Source organism: Streptomyces sp. NPDC047017 (genome assembly GCF_040644175.1).
In the GTDB taxonomy this organism is placed as follows: domain Bacteria; phylum Actinomycetota; class Actinomycetes; order Streptomycetales; family Streptomycetaceae; genus Streptomyces.
On the sequence record NZ_JBEYVW010000013.1, the window covers coordinates 39,995 to 65,363 of the forward strand.

The 25,369-nt window shown below is 72.9% G+C and carries 22 protein-coding genes; 5 read left to right on the top strand and 17 right to left on the bottom strand.

The features are described from left to right. Positions 1-529 precede the first annotated feature (529 nt). Positions 530-1,546, top strand: coding sequence for a sigma-70 family RNA polymerase sigma factor (locus ABZ858_RS21850; protein WP_361380957.1), 1,017 nt, complete (start codon positions 530-532; stop codon positions 1,544-1,546). On the opposite strand, the gene ABZ858_RS21855 is transcribed toward ABZ858_RS21850, so the two are convergent. Continuing rightward, positions 1,430-1,816 (bottom strand): STAS domain-containing protein, encoded by a 387-nt coding sequence (locus ABZ858_RS21855; RefSeq protein ID WP_361381505.1) that lies wholly within the window; start codon positions 1,814-1,816, stop codon positions 1,430-1,432. The two genes, ABZ858_RS21850 and ABZ858_RS21855, sit on opposite strands and share 117 nt — an antisense overlap. Before the next feature lie 138 nt (positions 1,817-1,954). On the opposite strand from ABZ858_RS21855, the gene ABZ858_RS21860 reads away from it, so the two are divergent. Next, positions 1,955-2,875 carry an AEC family transporter gene (locus ABZ858_RS21860; RefSeq protein WP_361380960.1) on the top strand — a complete coding sequence of 307 codons (921 nt, stop codon included), beginning with the start codon at positions 1,955-1,957 and terminating at the stop codon, positions 2,873-2,875. 84 nt (positions 2,876-2,959) lie between these two features. Here the strand turns inward: ABZ858_RS21860 and ABZ858_RS21865 are convergent, their stop codons facing one another. The 12 genes from ABZ858_RS21865 to ABZ858_RS21920 all read right to left on the bottom strand — a co-directional run bounded on the left by ABZ858_RS21865 (position 2,960) and on the right by ABZ858_RS21920 (position 18,132). Beyond that, a complete protein-coding gene (locus ABZ858_RS21865) occupies positions 2,960-4,243 on the bottom strand; it encodes a thymidine phosphorylase (RefSeq protein WP_361380963.1) in 1,284 nt (427 codons plus the stop codon). 90 nt (positions 4,244-4,333) lie between these two features. Beyond that, positions 4,334-4,738 (bottom strand): cytidine deaminase, encoded by a 405-nt coding sequence (locus tag ABZ858_RS21870; protein WP_361380966.1) that lies wholly within the window; start codon positions 4,736-4,738, stop codon positions 4,334-4,336. Beyond that, a complete protein-coding gene (locus tag ABZ858_RS21875; protein WP_361380969.1) occupies positions 4,735-5,997 on the bottom strand; it encodes an ABC transporter permease in 1,263 nt (420 codons plus the stop codon). Before ABZ858_RS21875 ends, ABZ858_RS21870 begins: the two co-directional genes overlap by 4 nt. Next, positions 5,994-7,124: an ABC transporter permease gene (locus ABZ858_RS21880; RefSeq protein WP_361380972.1), complete on the bottom strand. Its 1,131-nt coding sequence runs from the start codon at positions 7,122-7,124 to the stop codon at positions 5,994-5,996. The genes ABZ858_RS21875 and ABZ858_RS21880 overlap by 4 nt, the downstream gene beginning before the upstream one ends. After that, the gene (locus ABZ858_RS21885; RefSeq protein WP_361381508.1) at positions 7,121-8,716 is read right to left on the bottom strand and encodes an ABC transporter ATP-binding protein; all 1,596 of its coding nucleotides are present in this window, start codon (positions 8,714-8,716) and stop codon (positions 7,121-7,123) included. Before ABZ858_RS21885 ends, ABZ858_RS21880 begins: the two co-directional genes overlap by 4 nt. Before the next feature lie 242 nt (positions 8,717-8,958). Then, positions 8,959-10,005 carry a BMP family ABC transporter substrate-binding protein gene (locus ABZ858_RS21890; protein WP_361380976.1) on the bottom strand — a complete coding sequence of 349 codons (1,047 nt, stop codon included), beginning with the start codon at positions 10,003-10,005 and terminating at the stop codon, positions 8,959-8,961. A gap of 218 nt (positions 10,006-10,223) precedes the next feature. Beyond that, entirely contained in the window at positions 10,224-11,258 is a 1,035-nt protein-coding gene (locus ABZ858_RS21895; RefSeq protein ID WP_361381511.1) for a BMP family ABC transporter substrate-binding protein, read from the bottom strand. Between the two features lie 256 nt (positions 11,259-11,514). Continuing rightward, entirely contained in the window at positions 11,515-12,771 is a 1,257-nt protein-coding gene (locus ABZ858_RS21900; protein ID WP_361381514.1) for an amidohydrolase, read from the bottom strand. 269 nt (positions 12,772-13,040) lie between these two features. Next, complete coding sequence (locus ABZ858_RS21905) at positions 13,041-14,294, bottom strand: hypothetical protein (protein WP_361380979.1); 1,254 nt, start codon at positions 14,292-14,294, stop codon at positions 13,041-13,043. A 74-nt stretch (positions 14,295-14,368) separates the two neighbouring features. Further along, positions 14,369-15,307 (bottom strand): N-acetylneuraminate synthase family protein, encoded by a 939-nt coding sequence (locus ABZ858_RS21910; RefSeq protein ID WP_361380982.1) that lies wholly within the window; start codon positions 15,305-15,307, stop codon positions 14,369-14,371. Between the two features lie 12 nt (positions 15,308-15,319). Further along, the gene (locus tag ABZ858_RS21915; RefSeq protein WP_361380985.1) at positions 15,320-16,639 is read right to left on the bottom strand and encodes an acylneuraminate cytidylyltransferase; all 1,320 of its coding nucleotides are present in this window, start codon (positions 16,637-16,639) and stop codon (positions 15,320-15,322) included. Positions 16,640-16,794: 155 nt separating this feature from the next. After that, entirely contained in the window at positions 16,795-18,132 is a 1,338-nt protein-coding gene (locus ABZ858_RS21920; protein ID WP_361380988.1) for a DUF6716 putative glycosyltransferase, read from the bottom strand. 199 nt (positions 18,133-18,331) lie between these two features. Between ABZ858_RS21920 and ABZ858_RS21925 the strand changes: the two genes are divergently transcribed. Next, positions 18,332-19,381 (top strand): glycosyltransferase family 2 protein, encoded by a 1,050-nt coding sequence (locus tag ABZ858_RS21925; protein ID WP_361380991.1) that lies wholly within the window; start codon positions 18,332-18,334, stop codon positions 19,379-19,381. Then, positions 19,378-20,715 carry a polysialyltransferase family glycosyltransferase gene (locus tag ABZ858_RS21930; protein ID WP_361380994.1) on the top strand — a complete coding sequence of 446 codons (1,338 nt, stop codon included), beginning with the start codon at positions 19,378-19,380 and terminating at the stop codon, positions 20,713-20,715. Before ABZ858_RS21925 ends, ABZ858_RS21930 begins: the two co-directional genes overlap by 4 nt. Before the next feature lie 29 nt (positions 20,716-20,744). On the opposite strand, the gene leuE is transcribed toward ABZ858_RS21930, so the two are convergent. Further along, positions 20,745-21,419: a leucine efflux protein LeuE gene (gene leuE, locus ABZ858_RS21935; protein ID WP_361380997.1), complete on the bottom strand. Its 675-nt coding sequence runs from the start codon at positions 21,417-21,419 to the stop codon at positions 20,745-20,747. Between the two features lie 60 nt (positions 21,420-21,479). Continuing rightward, positions 21,480-22,055, bottom strand: coding sequence for a Uma2 family endonuclease (locus ABZ858_RS21940; RefSeq protein WP_361380999.1), 576 nt, complete (start codon positions 22,053-22,055; stop codon positions 21,480-21,482). A gap of 202 nt (positions 22,056-22,257) precedes the next feature. Between ABZ858_RS21940 and ABZ858_RS21945 the strand changes: the two genes are divergently transcribed. Continuing rightward, the gene (locus ABZ858_RS21945; RefSeq protein ID WP_361381002.1) at positions 22,258-23,166 is read left to right on the top strand and encodes a L,D-transpeptidase family protein; all 909 of its coding nucleotides are present in this window, start codon (positions 22,258-22,260) and stop codon (positions 23,164-23,166) included. A gap of 282 nt (positions 23,167-23,448) precedes the next feature. Here the strand turns inward: ABZ858_RS21945 and ABZ858_RS21950 are convergent, their stop codons facing one another. Together ABZ858_RS21950 and ABZ858_RS21955 are read right to left on the bottom strand one after the other, a co-directional pair. Next, positions 23,449-24,546 carry an extensin gene (locus ABZ858_RS21950; RefSeq protein WP_361381005.1) on the bottom strand — a complete coding sequence of 366 codons (1,098 nt, stop codon included), beginning with the start codon at positions 24,544-24,546 and terminating at the stop codon, positions 23,449-23,451. Beyond that, entirely contained in the window at positions 24,546-25,208 is a 663-nt protein-coding gene (locus ABZ858_RS21955) for an RNA polymerase sigma factor (protein WP_361381008.1), read from the bottom strand. Before ABZ858_RS21955 ends, ABZ858_RS21950 begins: the two co-directional genes overlap by 1 nt. Positions 25,209-25,369 lie beyond the last annotated feature (161 nt).

Consider the following 25,369-nt stretch of genomic DNA (forward strand, 5'->3'; position numbering starts at 1 on the left):
ACCGCTCGCGGGACTTCGCCTTCCCGCTGGGACGTCGCCTGCGACAGGGCGATGACGGCGGCGATACCGTGCTGAACTCCCGAGCAAGCCGGACGGCGAGCCAACGACGGCGTAAGGGCCGTGCGGTCGGTGGTGTCGGCGGCGGGGTAAGCGCCGTACGGCCGACCGGGCCGGTGGCGAGGTAAGGACCGCACGGCTGCGGCCGATAGGCGGCCTACGGGCCGCCCGACCAGAGCCAGTGGCGGGCGTAACGACGGCCCGGCTGGAGCCGGTGGCAGCCGTGAAGACTGCCCAGCGAGGCCGGTCGCGGCGCAAGGACCGCCCGGCCAGCGCCGGTCGTGGTGTGACGGCCGCTCGCCGTGGGCCGGCGGTGGCGCGCGGAGGCCGTCCGGCCGGGGCCGGGCACACCGGCCGGCCTGCTGTTTTCCCCACTCCGGGGGCCGTTGTCAGTGGGCTGCGGTAGCTTCCGAGGTGCGGGGTGCGGCTGAGCGTCCCGGACGGGAACGGCCACAGGGGCGGGTGGACGACGATGGGCAGTGGTGCGGCGACGACGCCGGAGCTGGACCAGCAGTTGGAGAAGTACCGGGTCGAGCTGACCGGTTACTGCTACCGGATGCTCGGTTCGGCCTTCGAGGCGGAGGACGCGGTCCAGGACACCCTGGTGCGGGCCTGGCGCAGCCACGACAAGTTCGAGGGCCGGTCCAGCCTCCGCTCCTGGCTGTACCGGATCGCGACCAACGTCTGCCTGGACATGCTGACGGCGGGCACCAAGCGGGCCAGACCGATGGACCTGACCGAGTCGACACCGCTGGCGCGGGCCGCGCTGGCGCCGCGCCCGGACAGCACCTGGCTGGAGCCGATGCCCGACGGCCGGGTGCTGCCGGCCGGCCAGGACCCGGCCGAGGCGACGGTCGCCAAGGAGTCCGTGCGGCTCGCCTTCATGGCCGCCCTCCAGCGGCTCCCGCCCAAGCAGCGGGCCGTGCTGATCCTGCGCGAGGTGCTGGCCTGGAAGGCGAGCGAGGTCGCCGAACTGCTGGGCACCTCGGTCGCCTCGGTCAACAGCGCCCTGCAGCGGGCCCGCGCCACACTCGCCGAGCGGGCGGCGGACGGCGACCGCGCCGAGGTGTCCGACCCCCTGGACGAGGAGCAGCAGAAGCTGCTCGAACGCTATGTGCAGGCGTTCGAGGGGTATGACATGACGGCGCTGACCGCGTTGCTGCACGAGGACGCGATCATGACGATGCCGCCGTTCGACCTGTGGCTGACCGGCCCGGCGGACATCACCGGCTTCATGTCGACGATGGGCGCCGCCTGCGCGAACTCCCGGCTGGTGCCGGTGCGGGCCAACGGGCTGCCCGCCTTCGCCCAGTACAAGCCGGACCCGGAGCACGGCGGGTACGCGCCGTGGGCCGTGCAGGTGCTGGAGATCTCAGCCGGCCGGATCACCGGGTTCCACTGCTTCCTGGACACCCAGCGCTGGTTCCCGCTGTTCGGGCTGCCCCTCCGTCTCGAAGGCGAGCCCGGCCAGGGCCAGCAGGGCGGGTAGCGCCGGGTCGGGATCGCGCAGCCGGACCCGCCCGCCGGACCGGCGGGCGGCCAGCTGGAGCCTGGCCAGCAGATCGACCGTCCCGAGCCCCGGCGGCCCCAGCCCGCCGACATCGCAGACGACCACCTTCCCGCCGGCCGCGCCGAGGAGCGAGCGCACCTGGGCGCACAGCCCGGGCACCGCGTCCCGGCTGACGGGGCCGGCCAGCACGAGCACGGCGGGGGTCTTGGCATCCACCTGCGGTAGACCGCAGGTGCGGGCCGAACTCATCGCGGCCCGGCGGCGCTCCGGCGCCCGGGCGGAGATCACATTGACCGGCTCCCCTCCCCCGCCGCAGGGTTGGCGCATGCCCCCTCGCCCGGTACCGCCCGCACTGTCCGACGGCCTCGCGATACCGGAGGAGGCCCTGTGCAGGGGGTGCTGACCGGGTTCGCGGTGATCGCCGTGGTGATCGGCGTCGGCTGGCTGATCGGGCGCCGCGGTTCGCTCGGCGAGCAGGGCGGCGAGGTGCTGACCCGGCTGGCCTTCCATGTGGCGACACCGGCGCTGCTGTTCACCACGCTCGCCAAGGCCGATCTGTCGGTGGTCTTCTCCAGCCGGCTGCTGGTGACGGCGATGAGCACGGCAGCGGCGGCGGGCGTCTTCGTCGCGGTCGGCGTGGCGCGCGGCTGGGGCGTGGGCCGCACCACGATCGGCGCGCTGTGCTCCAGTTACGTCAACTCCGGCAACCTCGGCATCCCGATCGCCGCGTACGTCCTCGGGGACGCCTCGCTGGTGGCGCCGGTGCTGCTGTTCCAGCAGATCATGGTCACGCCCGTCGCGCTGACCGTCCTGGACCTGTCCGGGGCGGGCGAGAAGGGCCCGCTGTGGCGGCGGCTGCTGACCCCGCTGCGCAATCCGATCGCGGTGGGCTCGCTGGCCGGCGTCCTGGTCTCGGCGGCCGGCCGGCAGGTGCCGGGCCCGGTCATGGAGCCGCTCACCCTGATCGCGGACATGTCCGTCCCGGCCGTCCTGCTGGCCTACGGCATCGCCCTGACCGGCGGCGCCGCGCCCGGCCGGGGCCCCGACCGGCTGCCGCTGCTGCTCTCCGTCGCCCTGAAGTCGCTGGGCCAGCCCCTGGTCGCCTGGGCCCTGGCCGCCCACGTCTTCGGCCTGCGCGGCGCCCCGCTGCTCGACGTGGTCGTCACCTCCGCCCTGCCCGCCGCCCAGAACTTGTTCACCTACGCCAGCCGCTACCGGACCGGCGAGACCCTGGCCCGCGAGTCGATCCTGCTGTCGACGGTGCTGTCGGTCCCGGTCCTGGTGGGGGTGGCGGCGCTGCTGGGGTGACGGCGCGCCGGGGTGCGGGGGTCCGTATGCCGAACGGGACCGGTGGCAGTCCACCGGTCCCGTTCACCCGAAGGGGGAACCTGGTCAGGCGATGCGTTCCAGGACCACCGGGGAGGCGGTGAAGTCCGTGCCGGTCGGGGCGATGTCGTACGAGCCCTCCGTCGCCTGGAGTGCGTAGGCGAAGCGGTCGGGGGTGTCGGTGTGGAGGGTCATCAGGGGCTGGCCGGCGGTGACCGCCTCGCCGGGCTTGGCGTGCAGTTCGACGCCCGCGCCCGCCTGCACCGGGTCCTCCTTGCGGGCGCGGCCCGCGCCCAGGCGCCAGGCGGCGACACCGATGCCGTAGGCGTCCAGGCGGGTCAGCACGCCGGTGGCGGTGGCCCTGACGACGTGCTGTTCCCTGGCGGTGGGCAGGACCGCGTCCGGGTCACCGCCCTGGGCGGCGATCATGCGGCGCCAGGCGTCCATCGCGGAGCCGTCGGCCAGCGCCTTGGCCGGGTCGGCGTCCTTGAGGCCGGCCGCGTCGAGCATCTCCCGGGCCAGGGCGAGGGTCAGTTCGACCACGTCCGCCGGGCCGCCGCCGGCCAGCACCTCCACCGACTCGCGGACCTCAAGCGCGTTGCCCGCCGTCAGGCCGAGCGGGGTGGACATGTCGGTCAGCAGCGCGACCGTGCGCACGCCGTGGTCGGTGCCGAGGCCGACCATGGTGGAGGCCAGTTCCCGGGCGTCCTCGACGGTCTTCATGAAGGCGCCGGAGCCGACCTTGACGTCCAGGACCAGCGAGCCGGTGCCCTCGGCGATCTTCTTGGACATGATGGAGGAGGCGATCAGCGGGATCGCCTCGACCGTGCCGGTCACGTCCCGCAGGGCGTACAGCTTCTTGTCGGCGGGCGCGAGGCCGTCACCGGCCGCGCAGATCACCGCGCCGACCTCGTCGAGGACGCGCAGCATCTCCTCGTTGGACAGCAGCGCGCGCCAGCCGGGGATCGACTCCAGCTTGTCCAGGGTGCCGCCGGTGTGGCCCAGGCCCCGGCCGGACAGCTGCGGCACGGCCGCGCCGCACGCGGCGACCAGCGGGGCGAGCGGCAGCGTGATCTTGTCGCCGACGCCGCCGGTGGAGTGCTTGTCGGCGGTGGGGCGGGACAGCGAGGAGAAGTCCATGCGCTCGCCGGAGGCGATCATCGCGGCGGTCCAGCGGGCGATCTCGCCGCGGTCCATGCCGTTGAGCAGGATGGCCATCGCGAGTGCGGACATCTGCTCGTCGGCGACCTCCCCGCGGGTGTACGCGTCGATGACCCAGTCGATCTGCTCGTCGCTGAGCGCGCCGCGGTCCCGCTTGGTGCGGATGACGGAGATGGCGTCCATGGCCATGGGTTTCGCTTCCTTCCAGGGGTGCGAAGGGGGTGCTGAAAAGGGTGCGGCCCCTCCGGCCACGACGGGCTCGGAGGGGCCGCACGGGTGTCACCTGTCGAGGTGTCCGGGCCCGAACGCCTGCGGCAGCATCCGGGACAGCGGCAGGATGCCCTCCGGGGTCTCCAGGAGCAGGTCGGGGCCGCCGAACTCGTACAGCAGCTGGCGGCAGCGCCCGCACGGCACGAGGATCTCGCCGCGGCCGTCCACGCAGGTGAAGTGGGTCAGCCGGCCGCCGCCGGTGTTCTGCAGCTGGGAGACGAGCCCGCACTCGGCGCACAGGCCGATGCCGTAGGAGGCGTTCTCCACGTTGCAGCCGGTGACGGTGCGGCCGTCGTCGACCAGGGCGGCGACACCGACCGGGTAGCCCGAGTAGGGGGCGTAGGCGCGGCTCATCGCCGCGCGCGCCTCCTCGCGCAGCGCCGCCCAGTCGGCCGTCGTCGCGTCCGCGGTCACTTGCCCTGTCCCTTCCGGTACGGCAGGCCGTCCGCCTTCGGCATCCGCAGGTGCTGCGCGGACAGCGACAGCACCAGCAGGGTGACGATGTACGGGGTGGCGGTGACGACCTGCTTGGGCACGTCGTCGGTGCCGGCGTACCAGGCGAACATCAGCGCCGAGATCACGGCGGTGATGACGGCGGGGACGAGCTTCTTCTTCCACACGAGGTACGCCACCCCGAACACCAGCAGGATCGCCAGCAGCAGGATCAGCGCGTGCACGTTGGTGGTGCCGCCGCGCAGGTTCAGGCTGTCGGTGTAACCGAACAGGCCGGCGCCCAGGGCGAGGCCGCCCGGCATCCAGTTGCCGAAGATCATCGCGGCCAGGCCGATGTAGCCGCGGCCCGCGGTCTGGCCGTCCAGGTAGACGTTGGAGGCCACGATGGACAGGAACGCGCCGCCAAGCCCGGCGAAGCCGCCGGAGATGATCACGGCGAGGTACTTGTACTTGTAGACGTTGACGCCGAGCGACTCGGCGGCCACCGGGTTCTCGCCGCAGGAGCGCAGCCGCAGCCCGAAGGCGGTGCGCCACAGCACCCACCAGGACAGCGGCACCAGGGCGACGGCGACGACGGTGAGCGGCGACAGGTCGGTGATCAGGCCGCCGATCAGGCCGCCGAGGTCGGAGACGAGGAACCAGTGCTTCTGGTTGAGCGTGTCCAGCCAGCCGGACAGGCCGGGGATGTCGAAGGTGCCCAGCGAGTCGATCGGCGGGGACTGCTTGGAGGAGCCCTGCGGGGCGCCCTCGAAGGTGAACTTCGACAGGTAGCGGGTGGTGCCGAGGGCCAGGATGTTGATGGCCACACCGGAGACGATGTGGTTGACGTTGAACGTCACGGTGGCGACGGCGTGCAGGATCGCGCCGAGGCAGCCGCCGACGACGCCGAACAGGACGCCGGTCCACGGGCCCCACTGGTAGCCGGCCCAGGCGCCGAACCAGGTGCCGAGGATCATCATGCCTTCGAGGCCGATGTTGACGACGCCCGCGCGCTCGGACCACAGGCCGCCGAGTCCGGCCAGGCCGATCGGCACGGCCAGCCGCAGCGCGGTGGACATCTGGCCGGTGGAGGTGATGCCGTCGGCGCCGGTGATCAGGCGGACGACGGAGGTCAGCACCAGCACGCCCGCGATGATCAGCAGGAGTACCGGCAGGGAGAACCGGCGGCTGCCCTTGCCGGGCTGCTTCGCCTGCGGCTTGGCGATGGTCGCTGTGGTCATCGGGCCGCCACCTCCTTCTTCTCGGAGTTGTTCTGGGCGGCGGCCGCGGCGAGTTCCAGACCGACCTGCTTCTGCTGGCGGCGCAGGCCCCACTGGCGTACGGCCTCGTAGGAGATGACGACCGCGAAGACGATCAGGCCCTGCATGATCGTGGCGATCTCCTTCTCGTACGCCACCGGGGTGGCGTAGTCGAGAGCGGGGGACGCCTTGTCGAGGAAGGCGATCAGCAGCGCCGCGAAGGCGATGCCGACCGGGTTGTTGCGGCCCAGCAGGGCGATGGTGATGCCGGTGAAGCCGAGTCCGGTCGGGAAGCTCAGGCTGTAGGTGTGGGAGTCGCCGAGCAGCAGCGGCAGGCCGGACAGGCCCGCGACCGCGCCGGAGATCAGCATGGCGGTGAGGACCATCTTCTTGGCGTTCACACCGGAGGCCGCGGCGGCCGACTCCGACTCGCCGGTGGCGCGCAGGTCGAAGCCGAAGCGGGTGCGGTTGAGGACGACCCAGTAGACGACGCCCATGGCGACGGCGAGGAAGACCAGACCGTAGATCTCGCCGACGTCCGAGCCCAGGTCGATGCCGGGGACCCAGCCGGAGTCCTTCATGACGCCGGTCGTGGAGTTGTTGCCGACCTGTACGCCCCACACGCTGTTCAGGGTGAGGTAGCCGATGACGCTGGTGGCGATGGAGTTGAGCATGATCGTCGCGACGACCTCGCTCACGCCCCGGGTGACCTTCAGGACGCCCGCGATGCCGGCCCAGAAGGCGCCGGTGAGCATGCCCACGATGAGCAGCACGGGGATCTGCAGGAAGGACGGCAGGGCGAGGTGGGCGCCGACCACGGCGGTCATCATCGCGGCGAGCCGGTACTGGCCGTCGACGCCGATGTTGAACAGGTTCATGCGGAAGCCGACGGCGACCGCGAGCGCGGCCAGGTAGTACATCGACGCCTGGTTCAGGATGAGCACCTGGACGTCGGAGTAGCCGGCCTGCTGGAGCATCAGCGTGTACGGCTCGATCGGGCTCTTGCCCGAGGCGATCAGCACGACCGAGGTCAGCACGATCGCCGCGACGAGCGCGATGACCGGGCCGGCCACCGCGAGGAGCACCCGCTCCTTGTCGAACTTCTTCATCGGGCCTCGTCCTCCGGACCGGCGTCGTCGTCGGTGGTCTCTGCGTGTTCCAGGTGGCCGGCGGCGGCACCCGTCATGGCCGAGCCCAGCTCCTCCGGGGTGATGGCGGCCGGGTCGGCGTCGGCGACCAGCCGGCCGTTGTAGATCACCCGCAGGGTGTCGGACAGGCCGATCAGCTCGTCCAGGTCGGCGGAGATCAGCAGCACGGCCAGACCCTCGCGGCGGGCCTCGCGGATCTGGTCCCAGATCTGCGCCTGGGCGCCGACGTCCACACCGCGGGTGGGGTGGGCGGCGATCAGGAACTTCGGGCTGTGGCTCATCTCCCGGCCGACGATCAGCTTCTGCTGGTTGCCGCCGGACAGGGAGGCCGCGGTGACGTCGATGCCGGGGGTGCGGACGTCGTACTCCTCGACGATCCGGCGGGTGTCGGCCTGGGCGCCCTTGGGGTCGAGCCAGAAGCCCTTGGCGTTGGGGCGCTCGGTGACGTGCCCGAGGATGCGGTTCTCCCACAGCGGGGCTTCCAGCAGGAGGCCGTGGCGGTGGCGGTCCTCGGGGATGTAGCCGACGCCGGACTCGCGGCGCCTGCGGGTGGGCCAGGGGGTGATGTCCTGGTCCCCGAGGGTGATGGTGCCGGAGTCGGCGTGCTGGAGGCCGATGAGCGCCTCGATCAGCTCGGTCTGGCCGTTGCCCTCGACGCCCGCGAGACCGAGGACCTCGCCGGCGTGGATGGTGAAGGTGATGTCGTCCAGGACGGCGCGGCCGCCCTCGGCCTCCAGGCGCAGCGTGTCGACGGTGAGGACCGGGCGGTCGGTGACCGTCGACTCGGCCGTCTCCGGGGTGGGCAGTTCGCTGCCGACCATCATCTCGGCCAGCTCGCGCGGGGTGATCTCGGAGGGCACCGCGGTGCCGACGGTGGTGCCGCGCCGGATGACGGTGATGTCGTCGGCGACCGAGAGGACCTCGCCCAGCTTGTGCGAGATGAAGATGACGGACAGGCCCTCGGACTTCAGTTCGCGCAGGTTGTCGAAGAGCGCGTCGACCTCCTGCGGGACGAGCACGGCGGTCGGCTCGTCCAGGATGAGGGTGCGGGCGCCGCGGTAGAGGACCTTGAGGATCTCCACGCGCTGACGGTCGGCCACGCCGAGGTTCTCCACCAGGGCGTCGGGGCGCACCCCGAGGCCGTAGCGGTCGGAGATCTCGGTGATCTGCTTGCGGGCGGCGCCGCCGATGCCGTGCAGCTTCTCGCTGCCCAGGACGACGTTCTCCAGGACGGTCAGGTTGTCGGCCAGCATGAAGTGCTGGTGGACCATGCCGATGCCGCGGGCGATGGCGTCGGCGGGGCTGCCGAAGGCGACCTGCTCGCCGTCGATCGCGATGGTGCCCTCGTCCGGCTTCTGCATGCCGTAGAGGATCTTCATCAGGGTCGACTTGCCGGCGCCGTTCTCGCCGACCAGGGCGTGCACGGTGCCTTTGCGGACGGTCAGGTGGATGTCGTGGTTGGCCACGACTCCGGGGAATCGCTTGGTGATGCCCGCGAGCTCTACCGCGACGGTCGACCGATCGGTGAGCGGAGGGCTGCTGGACGCGTCGATGGCGCACTCTCCTCAAGGAAAGGGGCCGCTCTACGCGCGTAGCGCCCCTACTTCGAAATATCGCCCGGTACGGAGCGGGTTTCTGCTCCCGATCCGTACCGGGCATGCCGAGCATTGTGCCGCGCGAACGGGGTGCGGAGATCCGTCCTGCTTCCCGCACCCCGTTCCGTGGCCGTAACGCTGCCATTACGGCGCCGCGCAGGCCATGCCCGGGAGGTCCCAGGCAGGTCACGACCTCCGGGTCAGGAGGTCTTGACCTTGATGGAGCCGTTCTTGATGCCGTCCTCGGCCTTCTTCAGGGCGGCCTGGAGGTCGGCGTTGTTCTTGAAGACCGGGTTGGAGTCGGACAGGCTCACGCCGCCCGTGGTCAGGCTGGCGCGCACCTCGCCGGTCTGCGGCTTGCCGTCCTTGACCGACTTGGCCAGGTTGAAGACGGCGCCCTGGACGTCCTTCATGGCGGAGGTGAGGATCGAGGCCTTGTACTTGGCCAGCGCGTCCTGCTTGTACTGGTCCGAGTCCACGCCGATCGCCCAGATCTTGTGCGCGGCGGCCGCCTTGATGACGCCCTGGCCGGACAGGCCCGCGGCGGCGTAGACGACGTCGGCACCGGCGTCGATCTGGCCGCTGGCCGCGTTCTCGCCCTTGTCCGGGCTGGAGAAGCCGCCCTCGGCGGCCGTCTCGGTCAGGTACTGCGACTTGACCGTGACGCCCTTCTTGGTGTCCGCGACGCCCTGCTTGAAGCCCGCCTCGAACTTGTGGATGAGCGGGACGTCCACGCCGCCGACGAAGCCGACGGTGTTCGACTTGGTGGTCTTGGCGGCGGCCACACCGGCGAGGTAGGAGGCCTGCTCCTCGTGGAAGACGAGGTCGGCGACGTTGGGCGCCTTGATCGTGTCGTCGTCGACGATGCCGAAGGTGACCTTCGGGTACTTCGCCGCGACCTCCTTGACGGCCGGCGCGTAGGAGAAGCCGACGCCGATCACCGGGTTGTAGCCCTGCTTGGCCAGGGTCTCCAGGCGCTGCACCTTGTCCGCGTCCGACTCGCCGTCCTGCGGCTCGACGGACGTGCTCTTGTAGCCGAACTCCTTGTCGGCGCGCTCCAGGCCGGCCGAGGCGGCGTCGTTGAAGGACTGGTCGCCCTTGCCGCCGACGTCGTACGCCAGGGCAAGACCGAGGTTCTTGCCACCGCCGCCCGTCGACTCGCTGGACGAGCTGCCACAGGCGGATACGGTGACGGCGAGAGCTGCGGTTGCAACGCCTGCAACCGCGATACGGGACACCCGGCGCATGGAACGTGACTCCTTTGTGCAAGCGCCCAAGCCAGGCGCTGGTTCCGCCGCAGCGTAACGCGCGTAGACCAGACGGAAAACCCCTTCTGTCCCCTCCGTTACCGAGCTGTGGCCGCACCGGCGGGGCCGCTCACGGACAGCAGTACGCCCCTCGCTCAAGGCGAGGGGCGCGGGGTCTGTCACGCGGACGGCCCCCGGCGGGGGAGCCGCCGCCGCTGCTATCTGCCGCTGGTGCTGACGGTGACCTTGCCGCTGATGATGTCCTGCTTGGCCCGGTCGACGGCGGCGACGACGTCCTTCATGGCCTGGTACTTCGGGTTGGAGTCGGCGAAGCCCACGCCGCCCGACTTGAGGTCGCCGCGCACCTCGCCGGTCAGCGGCTTGCCGTCCACGACGGACTTGGTCAGGTCGTAGACCGCGCCGCCGACGTTCTTCAGCGCAGAGCCGAGGATCCAGTCCTTGTACTTGGCCAGCGAGCTCTGCCCGTACTGGTCGGAGTCCACCCCGATGGCCCACACCTTGTGCTCGGCCGCGGACTGGATGACGCCCTGCCCGGAGAGGCCGGCCGCGTGGTAGACGACGTCCGCGCCCGCCTCGATCTGGCCGTTGGCCGCGTCCCGGCCCTTGTCCGGGCTGGAGAAGCCGCCCTCCTGCGCGGTCTGCGTCAGGTACTGCGACTCGATCTTGATCTTCGGGTTCACGGACTTGGCGCCCTGGTCGAAGCCGGCCTCGAACTTGTGGATCAGCGGGACGTCCACGCCGCCGATGAACCCGATGTGGTTCTTCTTGGACGTCTTGGCCGCGGCGACGCCCGCCAGGTACGAGGACTGCTCCTCGTGGAAGACGAGGTCGGCGACGTTGGGCGCCTTGACGGTGTCGTCGTCGATGATGCCGAAGGTGATCTTCGGGTACTTCGCCGCGACCTCCTTGACGGCCGGCGCGTACACGAAACCGACGCCGATGACCGGGTTGTAGCCGGCCTTGGCGAGCTGTTCGAGGCGCTGCACCTTGTCGGCGTCCGACTCGCCGTCCTGCGGCTCGATGTCCCGGCCGCCGATCTTGAACTCCTTCTGGGCCTTCTCGAAACCGGCGAAGGCGGCGTCGTTGAAGGACTGGTCGCCCTTGCCGCCGACGTCGTACGCCAGTCCGATGCCCTTGCCCGCGTACCTGCCGGACTCGGAGGAGGAGCTGTGGGAGTCGGTGCTGGACTTGCCGCAGCCGGCGGCCGCCAGCGCGACGACCGCGACCGCCACCGCGGTCCGGGAGATTCTGGTCCTTCGGGAGTTCGTACGCACAGCAAGCACCCCTTCTTGCCCGCGGCGCCGTCCCCGGCCCGCGACCCCATACGCCGCCCTGGCGGCGAGTCGCGCGCACAGTAACGCGCGTAGAAGGAGGGAGGAACGGTGTTTCTCGGGGCCGTTACCGAAACGTGGTGACGGGGATGGGGGCGGGGCGGGCGGGCGGCGGCGGGGTGGGGGCGCCGGTGCGGCACCCCTTCGCCCGGGGCCGTCAGTGCGTCGGGTGCAGCAGGGCCGCGGCCGTGAAGAGTTCCACGCCCACCCTGATCGCGGACTCGTCGGCGTCGAAGTCGCCCTGGTGGAGGTCGCGCAGGGTGCGTTCGCCGGGGGGACGGACGCCGAGGCGGGCCATGGCGCCGGGGACGTGCTCCAGGTACCAGGAGAAGTCCTCGCCGCCGAGACTCTGCTCGGTGCCCTCCACGGAGTCCGCGCCGCGCCGGGCCGTCATGGCCGCGCGCAGCAGCTCGGTCGCCTCCGGCTCGTTGACGACCGGCGGCACCCCGCGCACGTAGTTGATCTCCGACTTGGCCTTGTGCAGGTTGGCCACCTCGTCGATCGCGGCGACCACGATGTCGGGCGCGTGCCGCCAGGCGTTGATGTCGAGGCAGCGCACGGTGCCGGCCAGTTCCGCGTGCTGCGGGATGACGTTGGGGGCGTGGCCGGACTCGATCCGGCCCCAGGTCACGGCGAGCCCGGCGCGGGTGTCGATCCGGCGGCCGACGAGCGCGGGCACGTCGGTGACGACCCGGGCGGCGGCGGTGACGAGGTCGGTCGTCAGATGCGGGCGGGCGCTGTGCCCGCCGGGGCCGTCCAGGGAGACCTCCAGCCGGTCGCAGGCGGAGGTGATGGCGCCCTGCCGCAGCCCGATCAGGCCCGCGTCCACCCGGGGGTCGCAGTGCACGGCGAGGATCCGGCCCACCCCGGCCAGCACACCGGCCTTGATCGCCTCGGTCGCGCCGCCGGGCAGCACCTCCTCGGCGGGCTGGAAGACCAGCCGCACCGGCCGGGGCAGCAGGCCCCGCCGGTGCAGCCCGGCCAGGACGAGCCCGGCGCCGAGCACCACGGTGGTGTGCATGTCGTGGCCGCAGGCGTGGGCCCGGTCGGGCACGGTGGAGCGGTAGGGGCACTCGCTCTTGGTGTCCGGGATGGGCAGCGCGTCGATGTCGGCGCGCAGCGCGAGGATGCCGGACGCCTCGCCGTCGCCCTCCCGGCCGAGCACCTCGTCGGCGCCGGTGTCCCCGCCGATGTCACAGACGAGCCCGGTGCCGGAGGGCAGCACCCGGGGCGCCAACCCCGCCTTCTCCAGCCGCGCCTTGATCGCGGCGGTGGTGCGGAACTCCTGGTTGCCGAGTTCCGGGTGCATGTGCAGGTCACGGCGGAAGGCGACGAGTTCGGCGAACAGCGCCTCCGGCAGCGTGCCGGGAAGAGCGGTCTGCGTCGTGGTATCGGCCTCGGACTCTGGGGACATCAACTGGTTCACCCTCTGAAGGGTATGACGCCAGGCCGGTCAACTGCCCCTCGATCAACAAAACTTCAACCCGTCAGGGGAAGAAAAACCGGCCGTCGGCGCATAGGCGTAGACCGGGACGGGTACACTCGCCCGCCTTCCCGGCCGAGTGGATCACGGGATCCCCAGGTCCGCGGCCGTGGCCGCGCCCTTGGCGCCCGTCCCACTGTGCTTCTGTTCGTTCGTTTCTCCACGCATACCACGTCCCGCGTGCCCCACGCCCGAATTATTCACCTGCCGGACGTCCGCGCCGGGCGCGCGAGCCGGTGCACGCCGCGCGCCGAGTCCGTCACTCCGGCGAGGAACCCGGCGGCCCGCGGCGAGGCGCGCGCCGTCAGCCAGCTCGGGTCGATGTCGCAGACGGTGACCCGCACCCCCGTGCCGGCCAGGGCGGGCGGCAGGGTGTGCACCACCGTGGAGGGAAAGCTGAGGACCGTACGGCCGATCGGGCCACGTCGGGCGATCAGCTCCAGCGGCAGGTCCGGCCGGACCACTTCCAGGCCCGTCCGTGCGGCCAGCCGGTGCAGTTTGTCCGCGCTCTCGCGGCGGTGGGCGAAGTAGCGGCGGACCCCGTGCGCCTCGGCCAGCGCGCGGACCGCTTCGAGGTAGCGCTCGCCGTCCACCACGCCCGTCTCCACCAGCGAGGTGCCCACGAGGTCGGCGCCCGCGATGATGCGCGGCGGGCCGAAGCGGGCACGGGCCCACACGAACCGGTTCACGGTGACGCTCACCCCCTCGGGGACCTCGTCGACCGGCATGGCGGAGAAGACCTCCACGCGCCGGGCCCCGCCCGGGGTCAGCCGGCGGCGGGCGGCGGCCGAGACCGGGGCGAACAGCAGGTCCCGCGGGCCGCGCCGGCCGCCCTTGCGGTGCCAGCGCACCAGCCGTTCGCCGCGGGCGAGCTGCGCGACGAACTCCATCGTCGCCGTGCCGTCGTCCACCACCACGAGGTCCGCCGCCCGGGTGATCGTCAGCAGCAGCTGCACGTACCGGGAGAACGGGTCCCCCATCACCACCCGGTCCGCCCGCCGCAGCGCCGGTGTCAGCCCGCCGATCGTCCGGAACGGCGCGGTGCCCCCGTCCCGTGCCTCCTCCCACCGCACCTCGTGGCCCTCCTCCCGCGCCAGCCCGGCCATCCGCCGCAGCTGTCCCCGGGACATCGGATCGGTCGGCGAGAGCACGACGAGGGTGAGCCACGGGCCGGGCGGCTCCGCCTCCTCCGGTGCCGGCTGCGGTGCCACCCGGCGTCTGGTCTGGGCGGGCACCAGCCCCGTACGGCTCTCGCCGCCCCCGATCCCGCCCCCGCCTCCGCCCGGCTCCCGCCCCTGCCCCGGCCGGCGCTGGGCGTGGGCCCACTCCAGGACGTTCAGGAGCTGGACGGGGCTCTCCACGAAGGCGAGCGTGCGGGGGGCGCGGGCCGCGGCGGGCGCGGTGGCGCGGGCGGGGGTGGAGGCGGGGCCGGGGGAGCCGGCGTGGAGGCTCATCGGCGTACGACCGTTCCGTCGTGGGGGCGGCAGGGGCGCGGTGCGGTGGGGGGAGGGCCGGGCGGGCGCGGGTCTCACACCGAGACCGGCTCGCCCGCCGCCGCGGCGATCTCCGCCTCCGCGACGACGCCGGTGACGCGGCGCAGCTTCTTCATGGGCGCCAGCTCGGAGTCGTAGACCTTCTTCACGCCGTCGCCCAGCGACGCCTCGATGACGCGGATGTCGCGGACGAGCCGGCTCAGGCCCTGCGGCTCCACCGAGGCCGCCTGGTCGGAGCCCCACATGGCGCGGTCCAGGGTGATGTGCCGTTCGACGAAGGCCGCGCCGAGCGCGACGGCGGCCAGCGTGGTCTGCAGGCCGGTCTCGTGGCCGGAGTAGCCGATCGGGACGTTCGGGTACTCCTTCTCCAGCGTGTTGATGACGCGCAGGTTCAGCTCCTCGGCCTTCGCCGGGTAGGTCGAGGTGGCGTGGCAGAGCAGGATGTTGTCGCTGCCCAGCACCTCCACCGCGTGGCGGATCTGCTTCGGCGTCGACATGCCGGTGGAGAGGATGACCGTGCGCCCGGTGGCCCGCAGCGCGCGCAGCAGCTCGTCGTCGGTCAGCGAGGCGGAGGCCACCTTGTGCGCGGGCACGTCGAACTTCTCCAGGAAGGCGACGGCCTCGGTGTCCCACGGGGAGGCGAACCAGTCGATCCCCTTCTCCTTGCAGTACGCGTCGATCTGCCGGTACTCGTCCTCGCCGAACTCCACGCGGTGGCGGTAGTCGATGTAGGTCATCCGGCCCCAGGGGGTGTCGCGCTCGATGTCCCACTGGTCGCGCGGGGTGCAGATCTCCGGGGTGCGCTTCTGGAACTTGACGGCGTCGCAGCCCGCCTCGGCGGCCGCGTCGATCAGCTTGAGGGCGTTGTCGATGTCGCCGTTGTGGTTGATGCCGATCTCACCGGTGACGTAGACGGGACGGCAGGGGCCGGCCTCGCGGGAACCGAGGGTGCGGACGCGGGGGTCGGTGCTCATGCGGGGGTGTCCTTACTGGTCGGACGGGGCGAGGGGAACGCGGGGAGAGGCGGGTGTGGCGGAGGGGGCGGGCGTGTCGGAGGGGGTCGGTCGGGTCAGGGGGGTCAGGGAGGGGCCGAGGAGCCAGCCGGCGATCTCGCGGATCGCGCCGCTGCCGCCGGGCACCGTGGTGACCGCGCGTGCGGCGGCGCGCACGGTGTCATGGGCGCTCGCGACCGCCACGGGCCAGCCCACGAGGGCGAAGCACGGCAGGTCGTTGACGTCGTTGCCGACGTACAGCACGCGCTCGGGCGCGATGCCCTGCTCCTCGCACCACTGCTTCAGGGCGAGGTCCTTGCGGTCGACGCCGTGCAGCACCGGGAGCCGCAGCTTGCGGGCGCGGGCGGCGACGACCGGGTTGCGCTCGGTGGACAGGACCAGCATCGGCAGGCCGCTGTCGCGCAGGGCCGCGATGCCGAGGCCGTCCCCGCGGTGCACGCAGACGAGTTCCCGCCCGTCGGAGTCGACGAGCACCCGGTCGTCGGTCTGGGTGCCGTCGAAGTCGAGGACGACCGCGTCGACGTCGGCGGCGGTGGGCAGGGCGCCCCGGCCGCCGCTGTCGAACAGGGGAGCGAGGGCCTGGGCGCGGGCGAGGTCGTGCGGGTCGTCGATCTCCAGCACCCGTGCCGGGTCGGTGCGGACCAGTTCGGTCCGGCCGAAGAAGCGGTGCCGGCGGGCGCGGAAGCCGGCCGCGTCCATGGCGTAGGCGGCACCGGTCTCCAGCAGGTCCTGCGGACGGTCCTGGCGGCGCGGGCGGACGGACTTGTCGTGGTTGACACCGTGACCGCCGGCATCGGCACCGGCACCGGCATCGGCATCGGCATCGGCATCGGTGTGCTGATCACCGTCGCCGTCGGCGCCGCCGTCCCGCCAGAGGAAGCCGTGGAACGGGGCCACCGTCACCGCGCTGTCCGCGCCGCCCTCGGCGACCGCGCGGGCGACCCCCTCGATGTCCTCGCGGACCAGGAACGGGCTGGTGCACTGCACCAGCAGCACGACGTCCACCTGTGCGCCGTGCATCGCCTCGTGGGCGTCCATCGCGTGCAGGACGGCCGCCTCGGAGGTGGCCGTGTCCCCGGCCATGGCGGCGGGCCTGGGCACCACTTCGGCGCCCGCCTCGCGGGCCGCCGCCGCGATGGCCCGGTCGTCGGTGGACACCACCACGTCCGTCACCAGCCGCGCCGCCAGGCACTCGCGCACCGCCCGCGCGACCAGCGGCACACCGCCCACGGGCGCGAGATTCTTGGCGGGCACCCCCTTGGAACCGCCCCGCGCGGGAATCACCGCGAGCACCCGACGCGCCGGGCGGGTCGGACGCGCTGGACGCGCCGGATGCGTCGGACGCGCCGGACGCGCCGGACGCGCCGAAGAGGTCTGCTCCGCTTGGGGACCGGACACGGCATCTGCTCCTTGACGTTCTTGACACCCTTGACGTGGGACCGGGCCGCTCACAGCTCCCCCAGCCGCCGGACGACCGGCGCCACGCGCTGCACGCCGTGCCGGTAGGCGCCGCGCGCCGCCCGGCGCACGAGCTGCCGGACCGCTCCGGGCTCCCGGTCGGCGGCCGGGGCGCCCGGCAGCGGCGTGCCGTCCGGGCCGAGGTGGTGGCGGGCGAGGATGCCGGGCAGGTAGCCGGGCGCGGTGGCGGCCGTGTAGTAGGGGTCCAGGGGCGGCAGCCCGCCGGGGCGGCCGAGCAGCTCGGTGATCCGCGCGCGGGCCGCGTCGAAGGCGCCGGCGTACGCCCCCTCCCCGGCGGCCACGCCCTGCCGGGCCAGCCACTCCGGGTCGGGCTCCGGGCAGTGCCCGGCGTCAAGCCGGTCCCAGGAGGCGAGGCAGCCGGAACCGGCGAAGTGGTGGTTGCCGAGCGCCTCGCGCACCCCGAGGTCGGTGAGGACGGCGGTGGGGATGCGCCGGTGCAGGGCCTCCAGGGCGGCCGTGGAACTGACCGTCACCAGCAGGTCGGTGCGGTCGAGCAGCTCGCCCATGTGGCCGTAGACCAGGCGCAGGTTGGGCGGCAGGCCGGCCCGCCGGGCCAGCTTCTGGTACGGCACCTCTTCGATGTGGGTGGTGTGCTCGCCCGGCCGGGATCGCAGCTTGAGCAGCACCTCGCGGTCGGGGTGCAGCCGGGCATGCCGGATGAGCCGGTCCAGCAGATAGGCGCGGTCGCGGCGGCTCGCCGGAACGGAGGGCTGCGCGGCGAACACCACGGTGTACGGGGTGTGTTCGCCGGTGCGGGGCGCGCCGCCGAGGAACGGCAGCGCCACCTCGGTGACCGAGCAGGCGTCGGCGCCCACACCCTCGTACAGCGCGCGGAAGCGGTCCGCGTCCTGGCGGGAGTTGGCGAGCACGAGGTCCGCGCCGTGCCGCAGCAGCAGTCCGTCGGCGAGCTTCTCGTAGACGACACCGACGTACCCGGTGACGACCACGGGCCGGTCCGCCCGGCCCCGCCAGGCCCGCCCGAGCCCGTGCAGCATCGCCTGTACGCCGCCGCCGACGAGGGCGAGGACGACGACGTCGTACGGCCGTCCGGACGCGGGCGTCCCGGTCATCGACCGCAGGAACTCGGCGGCCGTCACCTCGTGGAGCGCGTCGGCGCGGACGCCGACCTCGGTGAGCTGGCGGGCGGTGGGGGTGGCGCGGCCGCGCAGCAGGAAGCCGTCGAGCCGGACATCCCCGTCGCCCTCGGCGGAAACGAGCCGGTGCGCGGTGAGCGCACCCCATTTCCACCGGGTGTCGGAGTCCGCGAGAACGGCGACCCGTCGGGCCTTCATCGCACTTACTGGCACGCCGATGACCGTAGGAAGGTATTTCTAGGTCCCGCCCAATCGGAATGCAACAGCCGGTTAACAGCGCACCGCCGAATGACGAATCGAGCCGGGCCCCGCCCGTGCGGGAACCGGGTTCACCGCATCACCACGCGTCGTTCACCGCGAGTCAAAGCAGAGGAAAAGACACGGGAGAGGGCCGCACCCTAACGTCACCCGCGTGGTCAAGCTCTCCGTCATCGTGCCGTTCTACAACGTGCAGCAATACGCACCCGACACCTTGCGAAGTCTGCACGCCAACACGCGTGGAGACTTCGAATTCATTTTCGTCGACGACTGTTCGCGGGATGCGACCCCGGATATTCTCGCGCGCGCGGCCCGCGACCTGCCGGGCGCGGTGTACGTGCGCCACGAACGGAACGGAGGGCTGGCCACCGCGCGCAACACCGGCATCGACCGGGCCCGCGGCCGGTACCTGACGTTCCTGGACGGCGACGACTGGCTGGCCCCCGGCTACTATCCGCGGCTGCTCGCCGCGATCGAGGAGCTGGGCTGCGACTTCGTGCGCACCGACCATGTGCAGTGCACCGGGCGGACCCGCGTCCTGCACCGGGTGCCGCACGGCCGGCGCGGCGTGGTCCTCGACCCGCGGGCGGCGATCCTGCCGGCCGACCGCTCCACCTCGGTCGACTACCCCTACGCCTGGGCGGGCGTCTACCACCGCCGGCTCGTCGACCGGGGCCTGCTGCACTTCACCGACGGGCTGCGCACCGCCGAGGACCGGCCGTGGATCTGGCGGCTGCACCGGGAGGCGGAGTCCTTCGCCGTGGTGGGCCTGCTCGGCGTGCACTACCGGCGCGGGGTGGCCTCCTCGCTCACCCAGATCGGGGACGTGCGCCAGCTCGATTTCATCCGCGCGTTCGACCAGGTCGTCCAGGAGACGGCACGGGACCGGGAGGCGGAGCTGCTGCTGCCCAAGGCGGTCCGCACGTACTGCGCAATCATCTCCCATCACCTGGGCTCCCTGGAGAGGTTCGAACCGCCGGTGGCACGGAAACTGAAGTCGCTCGCCGCGCGCGCCCTGCGCCGCATGCCGCAGGACGTGCTGGCCGAGGCGCTGGACTCGATGGACGTCCGGCGCGCCACCCGGCTGCGCCGCCTGCGCCGCCGCCCGGTCGCGACGGGAACCGCGCGGACCTCGGAGTTCTCGGAGTCCTCGGAGTCCTCGGTGACCGCAGCGACCGCAAAGTCCTCCGGGGCCGCCGCATGACCACGCAGATCGCCCTGGCGTCCACCCTGTACGGGGCCGCCACGCTCGCCGCCGCCCTGGACGCCGGCCGGTTCGCCCCCGCCGACCGCCGGATTCTGCTGGTCTGCAACAACGCGGCCACGCCCGAGACCGCCCCGGCCCTGGACCGGCAGCCCGGCTTCGAGCGGCTGCGGGAACGGTTCGACGACGTGGTGTCGTGGAACGAGGCCATCGCCCCCTTCCACCCGGGCGGCTGGGCCCCGCGCCCGGACGACGTACCGCTGTGGGAGCGGCATCTGCGGCTGCTGTGGGGGCTGGGCGAGGACGACGTGGAGCTGGCCGTGGAGTCGGTCCAGGTGAACCCGGCGCTCGGCGTCTGCCAGATCTTCACCGGCGCGCCCGTCACCGTCTACGCCGACGGGCTGATGAGCTACGGCCCCACCCGCAGCAAGATAGACCCGCTGGTCGGCACCCGTATCGACCGGCTGCTCCACCTGGAGCTGGTGCCGGGCCTGACGCCGGTGCTGCTCACCGAGTTCGGCGTGGCACCGGAGACCGTCCCCACGGACACCTTCCTGAAGGTGCTGGGCGAACTCGCCGCCGCCTGCGGGGCCTTGCCGCCGCTGCCGGACGAACCCGCCCTGCTGCTCGGCCAGTACCTGTCCGCCCTGGACATCCTGACCGCCGAGGAGGAGGAGGCGCTGCATGTGCGGATGGTGCGGGGCGCGGTCGCGCTCGGCCACCCGCGCCTCGTCTTCAAGCCCCACCCGTCGGCGCCGGCCCGCTGGTCGCGGGCGCTGGAGCGGGAGGCGGAGCGGCTGGGCGCCGAGCTGACGGTGCTCGACGAGCCCGTCCTGGCGGAGGTGCTGTTCCAGCGGACGCGGCCCGCGCTGGTCGTCGGCTGCTTCTCCACCGCGCTGCTCACCGCGTCCGCGCTGTACGGGCTGCCGGTCGCCCGCACCGGCACGGGCACCCTCCTTGAGCGGCTGACACCGTACGAGAACAGCAACCGCGTCCCGGTGACGATCGCCGACGCGCTGCTGCCGGACCTGGACGATCCGGCGGCGGTGGCCGGGCAGCGGCCGGGCCTGGCCGTGGACGCGCTGGGCGAGCTGGTCCGGGCCGTCGCGTTCGCGATGCAGCCGAAGATCCACCCGGGCCTGCGGCCGGCCGCCGAGCGCTATCTCGCCGCGCACCCGGACCCGCGCACCCGGCGCTACTTCAAGCGCCGCCGCCTGACCTCGCTGGCCCTGCCCGGCGGGGTCCCGGCGCGGCTGGCCTTCATACCGCGCAACGCGACGGTACGGCGGGTGGCCCGGCGGGCCCGCGCGCTGCGGCGCGGCACGGGACGCTGAACAGCCTCCCGTTTTGCGGTGCCCGGGGGCTACGAGCCGGCCAGGGACAGCTTGACCGCGAAGCCGAGGAAGAGCGCGCCCGCCGCCGACGTCGCCCCCGCCGACAGGCGCTTGCGGCGGCGGAAGACGGCGGCGAGCCGGGTGCCGCTGAAGATCAGGGCGCTGAGGTAGAGGACGCTGGCCGCCTGGGCGAAGGCGCCGAGGACGACGAAGGAGAGCGCCGGATAGGCGTAGCCCGGGTCGACGAACTGCACGAAGAAGGCGACGAAGAACAGGATCGCCTTGGGGTTGAACAGGCTGATGACGAACGCCCGGCGCAGGGGCCGCTCCCCGGCGGGGGCGGCCGCGGCGGTGGCGGTCCGGGCGGAGCCGGTGGCCGTCTCGGCGGCGCGCTCACGCCGGGTGCGCCACATGCCCCAGGCGGCCCGCAGCATCCCGATCGCCAGCCAGGTCAGGTATCCGGCGCCCGCGTACTTCACGATCCCGAACAGCACGGCGTTCGCCTTGAGCAGGGAGGCGACCCCGGCCGCCGACAGCGTCATCAGCACGGTGTCCCCGCACCAGACGCCGGCCGCCGCGGTGTAGCCGGTGCGTATCCCGTGCCGGGCCGCCACGGACAGCACGTAGAGCGAGTTGGGGCCGGGCAGCAGGATGATGAGGGCGAGTCCTGCCAGATAGGTGGGGAGATCGATGACGCCGAACATGGCAGGGAGTGTCGCACGGGGGTGCGGGGGCGTGCGGGGGGATTTCGGGGGGCGAGACGGTCAGCCGTCGAGCAGGGTGTCGACCGACAGTTCGAGGCGGAAACCGATGGACTCGGGCAAGGGCACCACCTGACCGCGCTTGAAGCGCTCGGGGTCGGGATACTTGCCGTCGGCCGGTTCCGTGTGGAGCAGGACCTCGTCGTGTTTGCGGTCGGCGATGAGGTAGGCCGGGATACCGGCCTGGGCGTAGCACTCGACCTTGGGACCGAGATCGTCGGACCAGTTGGACGACGTCACTTCCACCACCAGGCGGAAGACATCGGGGGCGTAGTAGTTCTTGGTGACGTGAGCGTCGCGGAAGTCGTCGTCGACGACGGAGAGATCAGGAATCGCGAAGTCCTCACGCGCCGTGGGCAACCACAGCCCGACGCCCTGGACCCATTCGGCGCCGCTTCCGTCGATACCCGCGCGTTCGAGCGCCCTGCACAGTTTTGTCAGCGACAGCCCGTGCGAGCCATCCGGCGGCGGTGTCACGGTGAGCCTCCCCTGGAGAATCTCCACGCGGTGGCCAGGCAGTGCACGGGCGAGCTGGTCGGCGGCCTCGCCCAGGGTCAGCTCCTGCTGCAGTACGGCCATGGCGTCCTCCTTTTCGGGGCCCACTCTCCACGAGCGTAACCGCGCGCGGACGCTTCCCGCCCGGATCACTCGTTCGAGGTCATCTCTCCCGCCGCGCCCCGGGTTCGCCGGCGGCCGCCGGTGGGGAGACATGGGACGTACGGCCGCGTGGGCGGCGAGGGGTACCGGTGGGACGGCGGGGGGCCGTATGCGGAACACAGGCATGAGGAGACCGGCCGTCGCGGTGGCCGCGGCGGTGGCGCTGAGCGGGGTGTACGGCTGCACGGTGCGGGACCCCGGTGCGGGCACGGACGGCCGGTCCCGCCCGCCGGTGCGCGTGGAGGTGCCGGGCACCCGGTCGCCGGGCGCCGGCACCCCGATAGGGGGTGGCCGCACCGGCGCCCCCGGCGCGGGCGGCGGCCCCAGCCGGACCGCGACCAGGACCCCGGCCCCGGCTCAGCCCCCGGCCCCGGCCCCGAAGCCGACGCGCACGGTGAGCGCGCCCGTCCTGTGGTCACGCGGCGACAGCGGCCGCGCCGTCCGCGCGGTGCAGGCCCGGCTGCGCCAGGTCGGCTGGCTGTCGAACGGTCCGACCGGGACGTACGACGCCGCCACCGAGCGGGCCGTCCAGGGCTTCCAGGGCAAGCGCGGCCTGCCGCGGACCGGGCGGACCGACACCGTCACCTGGCAGCGGCTGGTCGCCATGACGCACGAGCCGGGCCAGTGGGAGCTGTACCTGATGGGCGGCCAGCCGGCGGGTGCGCCCGACGCGCGCTGCCTGACCGGGCGGGTGCTGTGCATCGACAAGACCACCCGGACGCTGCGCTGGATGATCGACGGGCGGACGGTCTCGACGATGGCGGTGCGCTTCGGCACCGAGGAGACACCCACCCGGGACGGTGTGTTCCAGGTCTACTGGAAGTCACGCGACCATGTGTCGACGATCTACCACACGCCGATGCCGTACGCGATGTTCTTCAGCGGCGGCCAGGCCGTCCACTACTCGTCCGACTTCGCGGCCCGCGGTTACGCCGGTGGCTCGCACGGCTGCGTCAACGTCCGCGACGAGGCGGCGATCGCGCGGCTGTTCGCGCAGGTGAAGGAGGGCGACAAGGTCGTCGTGCACCGGTGAGGCGCGGCACGGGGAACGCCGGGTGAGCTTGGGGGCGCGGGCGGGACCGGGGGAACGTGTCCCGCCCGCGCCAGGTGCACGAGCCGTAGGTACGGGGGGAACCCCGGCTCTGTGCGAGGGCCGATGACCAGTCGGCTCACTCATTACTGCGCCCAGGCGGCCGAAAACGTCACACCCTCCCGGAAAAAATTTTCGGTGACCTCGGATCCGCAGGTCAGAGGGGTTTCCGGTGGCGCTCCTGACCTGCCGGGACGCGAGAGCCGCCCGCACGGCGGGGCCGGGTCAGCGGGCCCCGGAGGCGCGCGGGGCGGGGGCGGGGAGGAGGCGGGAGGGAAGAGTCAGCGTCGGGCCCCCGGCCCCGCGGTGGCCGCCGCCGAAGCGGCCGCCCCCGGGGTGGCCGCCGCCCGGATGACCGCCGTCGTCGTCACCGCCCCCGGAACCGCCCCCGGAGCCGGAGCCGTTCCCGCCACCGCCGTACCCCTTCTGGCCGCCACCCTTGCCACCCCCGCTTCCGTCGCCGCCGCCGTTGCCGCCCTGGCCGCCCTTGCCCTTCCAGCCGCCGCCCGTGTTGCCGCCGCCCTGGCCGTCGACCGCCGCCAGGATGTCCTTGCAGTACGCCCGCACCCGCGCGGACCCGCCGGCCGCGCCCTCCAGTACGCGCCGGCGGCCGCCGTCCAGGCTCTTGCCGCCGCGCAGGTCCTGGCAGGCCCGGGTCAGCCGGCTCCGCAGACCGCCGAGGGCGTCCTGCCCGGTGTCGGGGTCGGTGCCGGAGGTGCCGTCGCCGTCGGGCGCGGGGGTGCGGGCATCGTTGTCGTCCGGTCCCGCGGAGGAGGCGCCGGGCGTCGGCGTGCCGGTTCCGCCGCCCTGCTCGCCGCCCGGTCCGCCGCCCGCGGTGCCGTGGGCGGGCGGCGACGCGAGCCGGTCGGGCGTGGCGGTGGCCTGGGCCGGGACGGAGGAGGCCGGGACGGGCTCGCGGCCCCCGAAGGGGGTCGGCAGCACCCCGGTCGTGGCCGCCGCCGCGACTCCGCCCAGCGCGCCCGCGGCCAGCGCGGCGCTCACCGCGAGCCGCACGGGACGGCCCCAGCTGGGCCGGAGATGCCAGGAGCGGCCCGTGCCGCCGGGCTCCCCGGCGAGCAGGCCGGCGCGGGCGTCGGCCTGCTCGGCGCGCACCTTGCGGAAGGCGGCGAGCGCGGCCTCCTCACCGGGCAGGTCCAGGTCCGCACCGGCGGGGGCGGCGGCTTCCGCGGACAGCGCCCGCAGTGTCTCGGCGAGGCGTTCGGCCTGGTCACGGACGGTAGCGTCGACGGTGTCCGGTGACTCGCCGCGCAGCAGGCGCTCCGCCGTGTCGCGGTCCAGCCATCGGTACTGCTCGTCGGCCATCACATGTCCTTCTGCGTCCGGGCGCGCGTATGCGTCACACCGGCGGACGTCACCGCGCGGCTGCGCGGTTCTCGCGGGGGCGGCAGCGCGCCGAGCCCGCCTACGGATTCCGCATCGGCGCCGAGCAGCTCCGCGAGCCGTTTCAGGCCGCGGTGCGCGGCGGTGCGTACGGCGCCCGGGCGCTTGCCGAGCGTCTCGGCGGCGGTCTTGGCGTCCAGGCCCATGACCACGCGCAACACCACGGCCTCGGCCTGGTCCTGGGGGAGCTGGGCGATCAGCGAGAGGGTGCTGCCGGTGCTGAGGGACTCGATGGCCTCGACCGCGGTGTCGGACTCGGCGGCCTTGCCGGTCAGTTCCGTTTCGTCGCCGCCGATGGCCGGGCGACGGCCGCGCATCCGTATGTGGTCGAGGGCGCGGTTGCGGGCTATGCGGGCGGCCCAGCCGCGGAACCGGTCGGCGTCCCCGGTGAAGCGTTCCAGGTCACGGGCGATCTGGAGCCAGGACTCGGAGGCCACGTCCTCGGCGTCCGGATCGCCGACCAGTGTCCGTACGTAGCCGAGCAGCCGTGGGTGCACGGCGCGGTACACAGTCCGGAACGCGGTCTCGTCCCCGGCCTGTGCGGCAAGCACCGCGGCGGTCAGCTCCGCGTCGTCCCCCAGCACCCGTGGTTCCTCAGTGTCGAGCAGGATCGTTGCGGCAACGCGGCCGTCGATCGTCTGCGGTCATCACGTGCGCTCCGCCCCCGGCGCGAACGGCACGTTACGGCCTGAAACCGTCTCTCGTCCATGACCGTACAACGTGCAACTAAACACTCCGGAAGAGA

Bases quoted from the DNA above. Each gene is read 5' to 3' on its own strand.
- ABZ858_RS21850 (WP_361380957.1), top strand. From the start codon at position 530: ATGGGCAGTGGTGCGGCGACGACGCCGGAGCTGGACCAGCAGTTGGAG.
- ABZ858_RS21855 (WP_361381505.1), bottom strand. From the start codon at position 1,816: ATGAGTTCGGCCCGCACCTGCGGTCTACCGCAGGTGGATGCCAAGACC.
- ABZ858_RS21865 (WP_361380963.1), bottom strand. From the start codon at position 4,243: ATGGCCATGGACGCCATCTCCGTCATCCGCACCAAGCGGGACCGCGGC.
- ABZ858_RS21875 (WP_361380969.1), bottom strand. From the start codon at position 5,997: ATGACCACAGCGACCATCGCCAAGCCGCAGGCGAAGCAGCCCGGCAAG.
- ABZ858_RS21880 (WP_361380972.1), bottom strand. From the start codon at position 7,124: ATGAAGAAGTTCGACAAGGAGCGGGTGCTCCTCGCGGTGGCCGGCCCG.
- ABZ858_RS21890 (WP_361380976.1), bottom strand. From the start codon at position 10,005: ATGCGCCGGGTGTCCCGTATCGCGGTTGCAGGCGTTGCAACCGCAGCT.
- ABZ858_RS21900 (WP_361381514.1), bottom strand. From the start codon at position 12,771: ATGTCCCCAGAGTCCGAGGCCGATACCACGACGCAGACCGCTCTTCCC.
- ABZ858_RS21905 (WP_361380979.1), bottom strand. From the start codon at position 14,294: ATGAGCCTCCACGCCGGCTCCCCCGGCCCCGCCTCCACCCCCGCCCGC.
- ABZ858_RS21910 (WP_361380982.1), bottom strand. From the start codon at position 15,307: ATGAGCACCGACCCCCGCGTCCGCACCCTCGGTTCCCGCGAGGCCGGC.
- ABZ858_RS21930 (WP_361380994.1), top strand. From the start codon at position 19,378: ATGACCACGCAGATCGCCCTGGCGTCCACCCTGTACGGGGCCGCCACG.
- leuE (WP_361380997.1), bottom strand. From the start codon at position 21,419: ATGTTCGGCGTCATCGATCTCCCCACCTATCTGGCAGGACTCGCCCTC.
- ABZ858_RS21940 (WP_361380999.1), bottom strand. From the start codon at position 22,055: ATGGCCGTACTGCAGCAGGAGCTGACCCTGGGCGAGGCCGCCGACCAG.
- ABZ858_RS21945 (WP_361381002.1), top strand. From the start codon at position 22,258: ATGAGGAGACCGGCCGTCGCGGTGGCCGCGGCGGTGGCGCTGAGCGGG.
- ABZ858_RS21950 (WP_361381005.1), bottom strand. From the start codon at position 24,546: ATGGCCGACGAGCAGTACCGATGGCTGGACCGCGACACGGCGGAGCGC.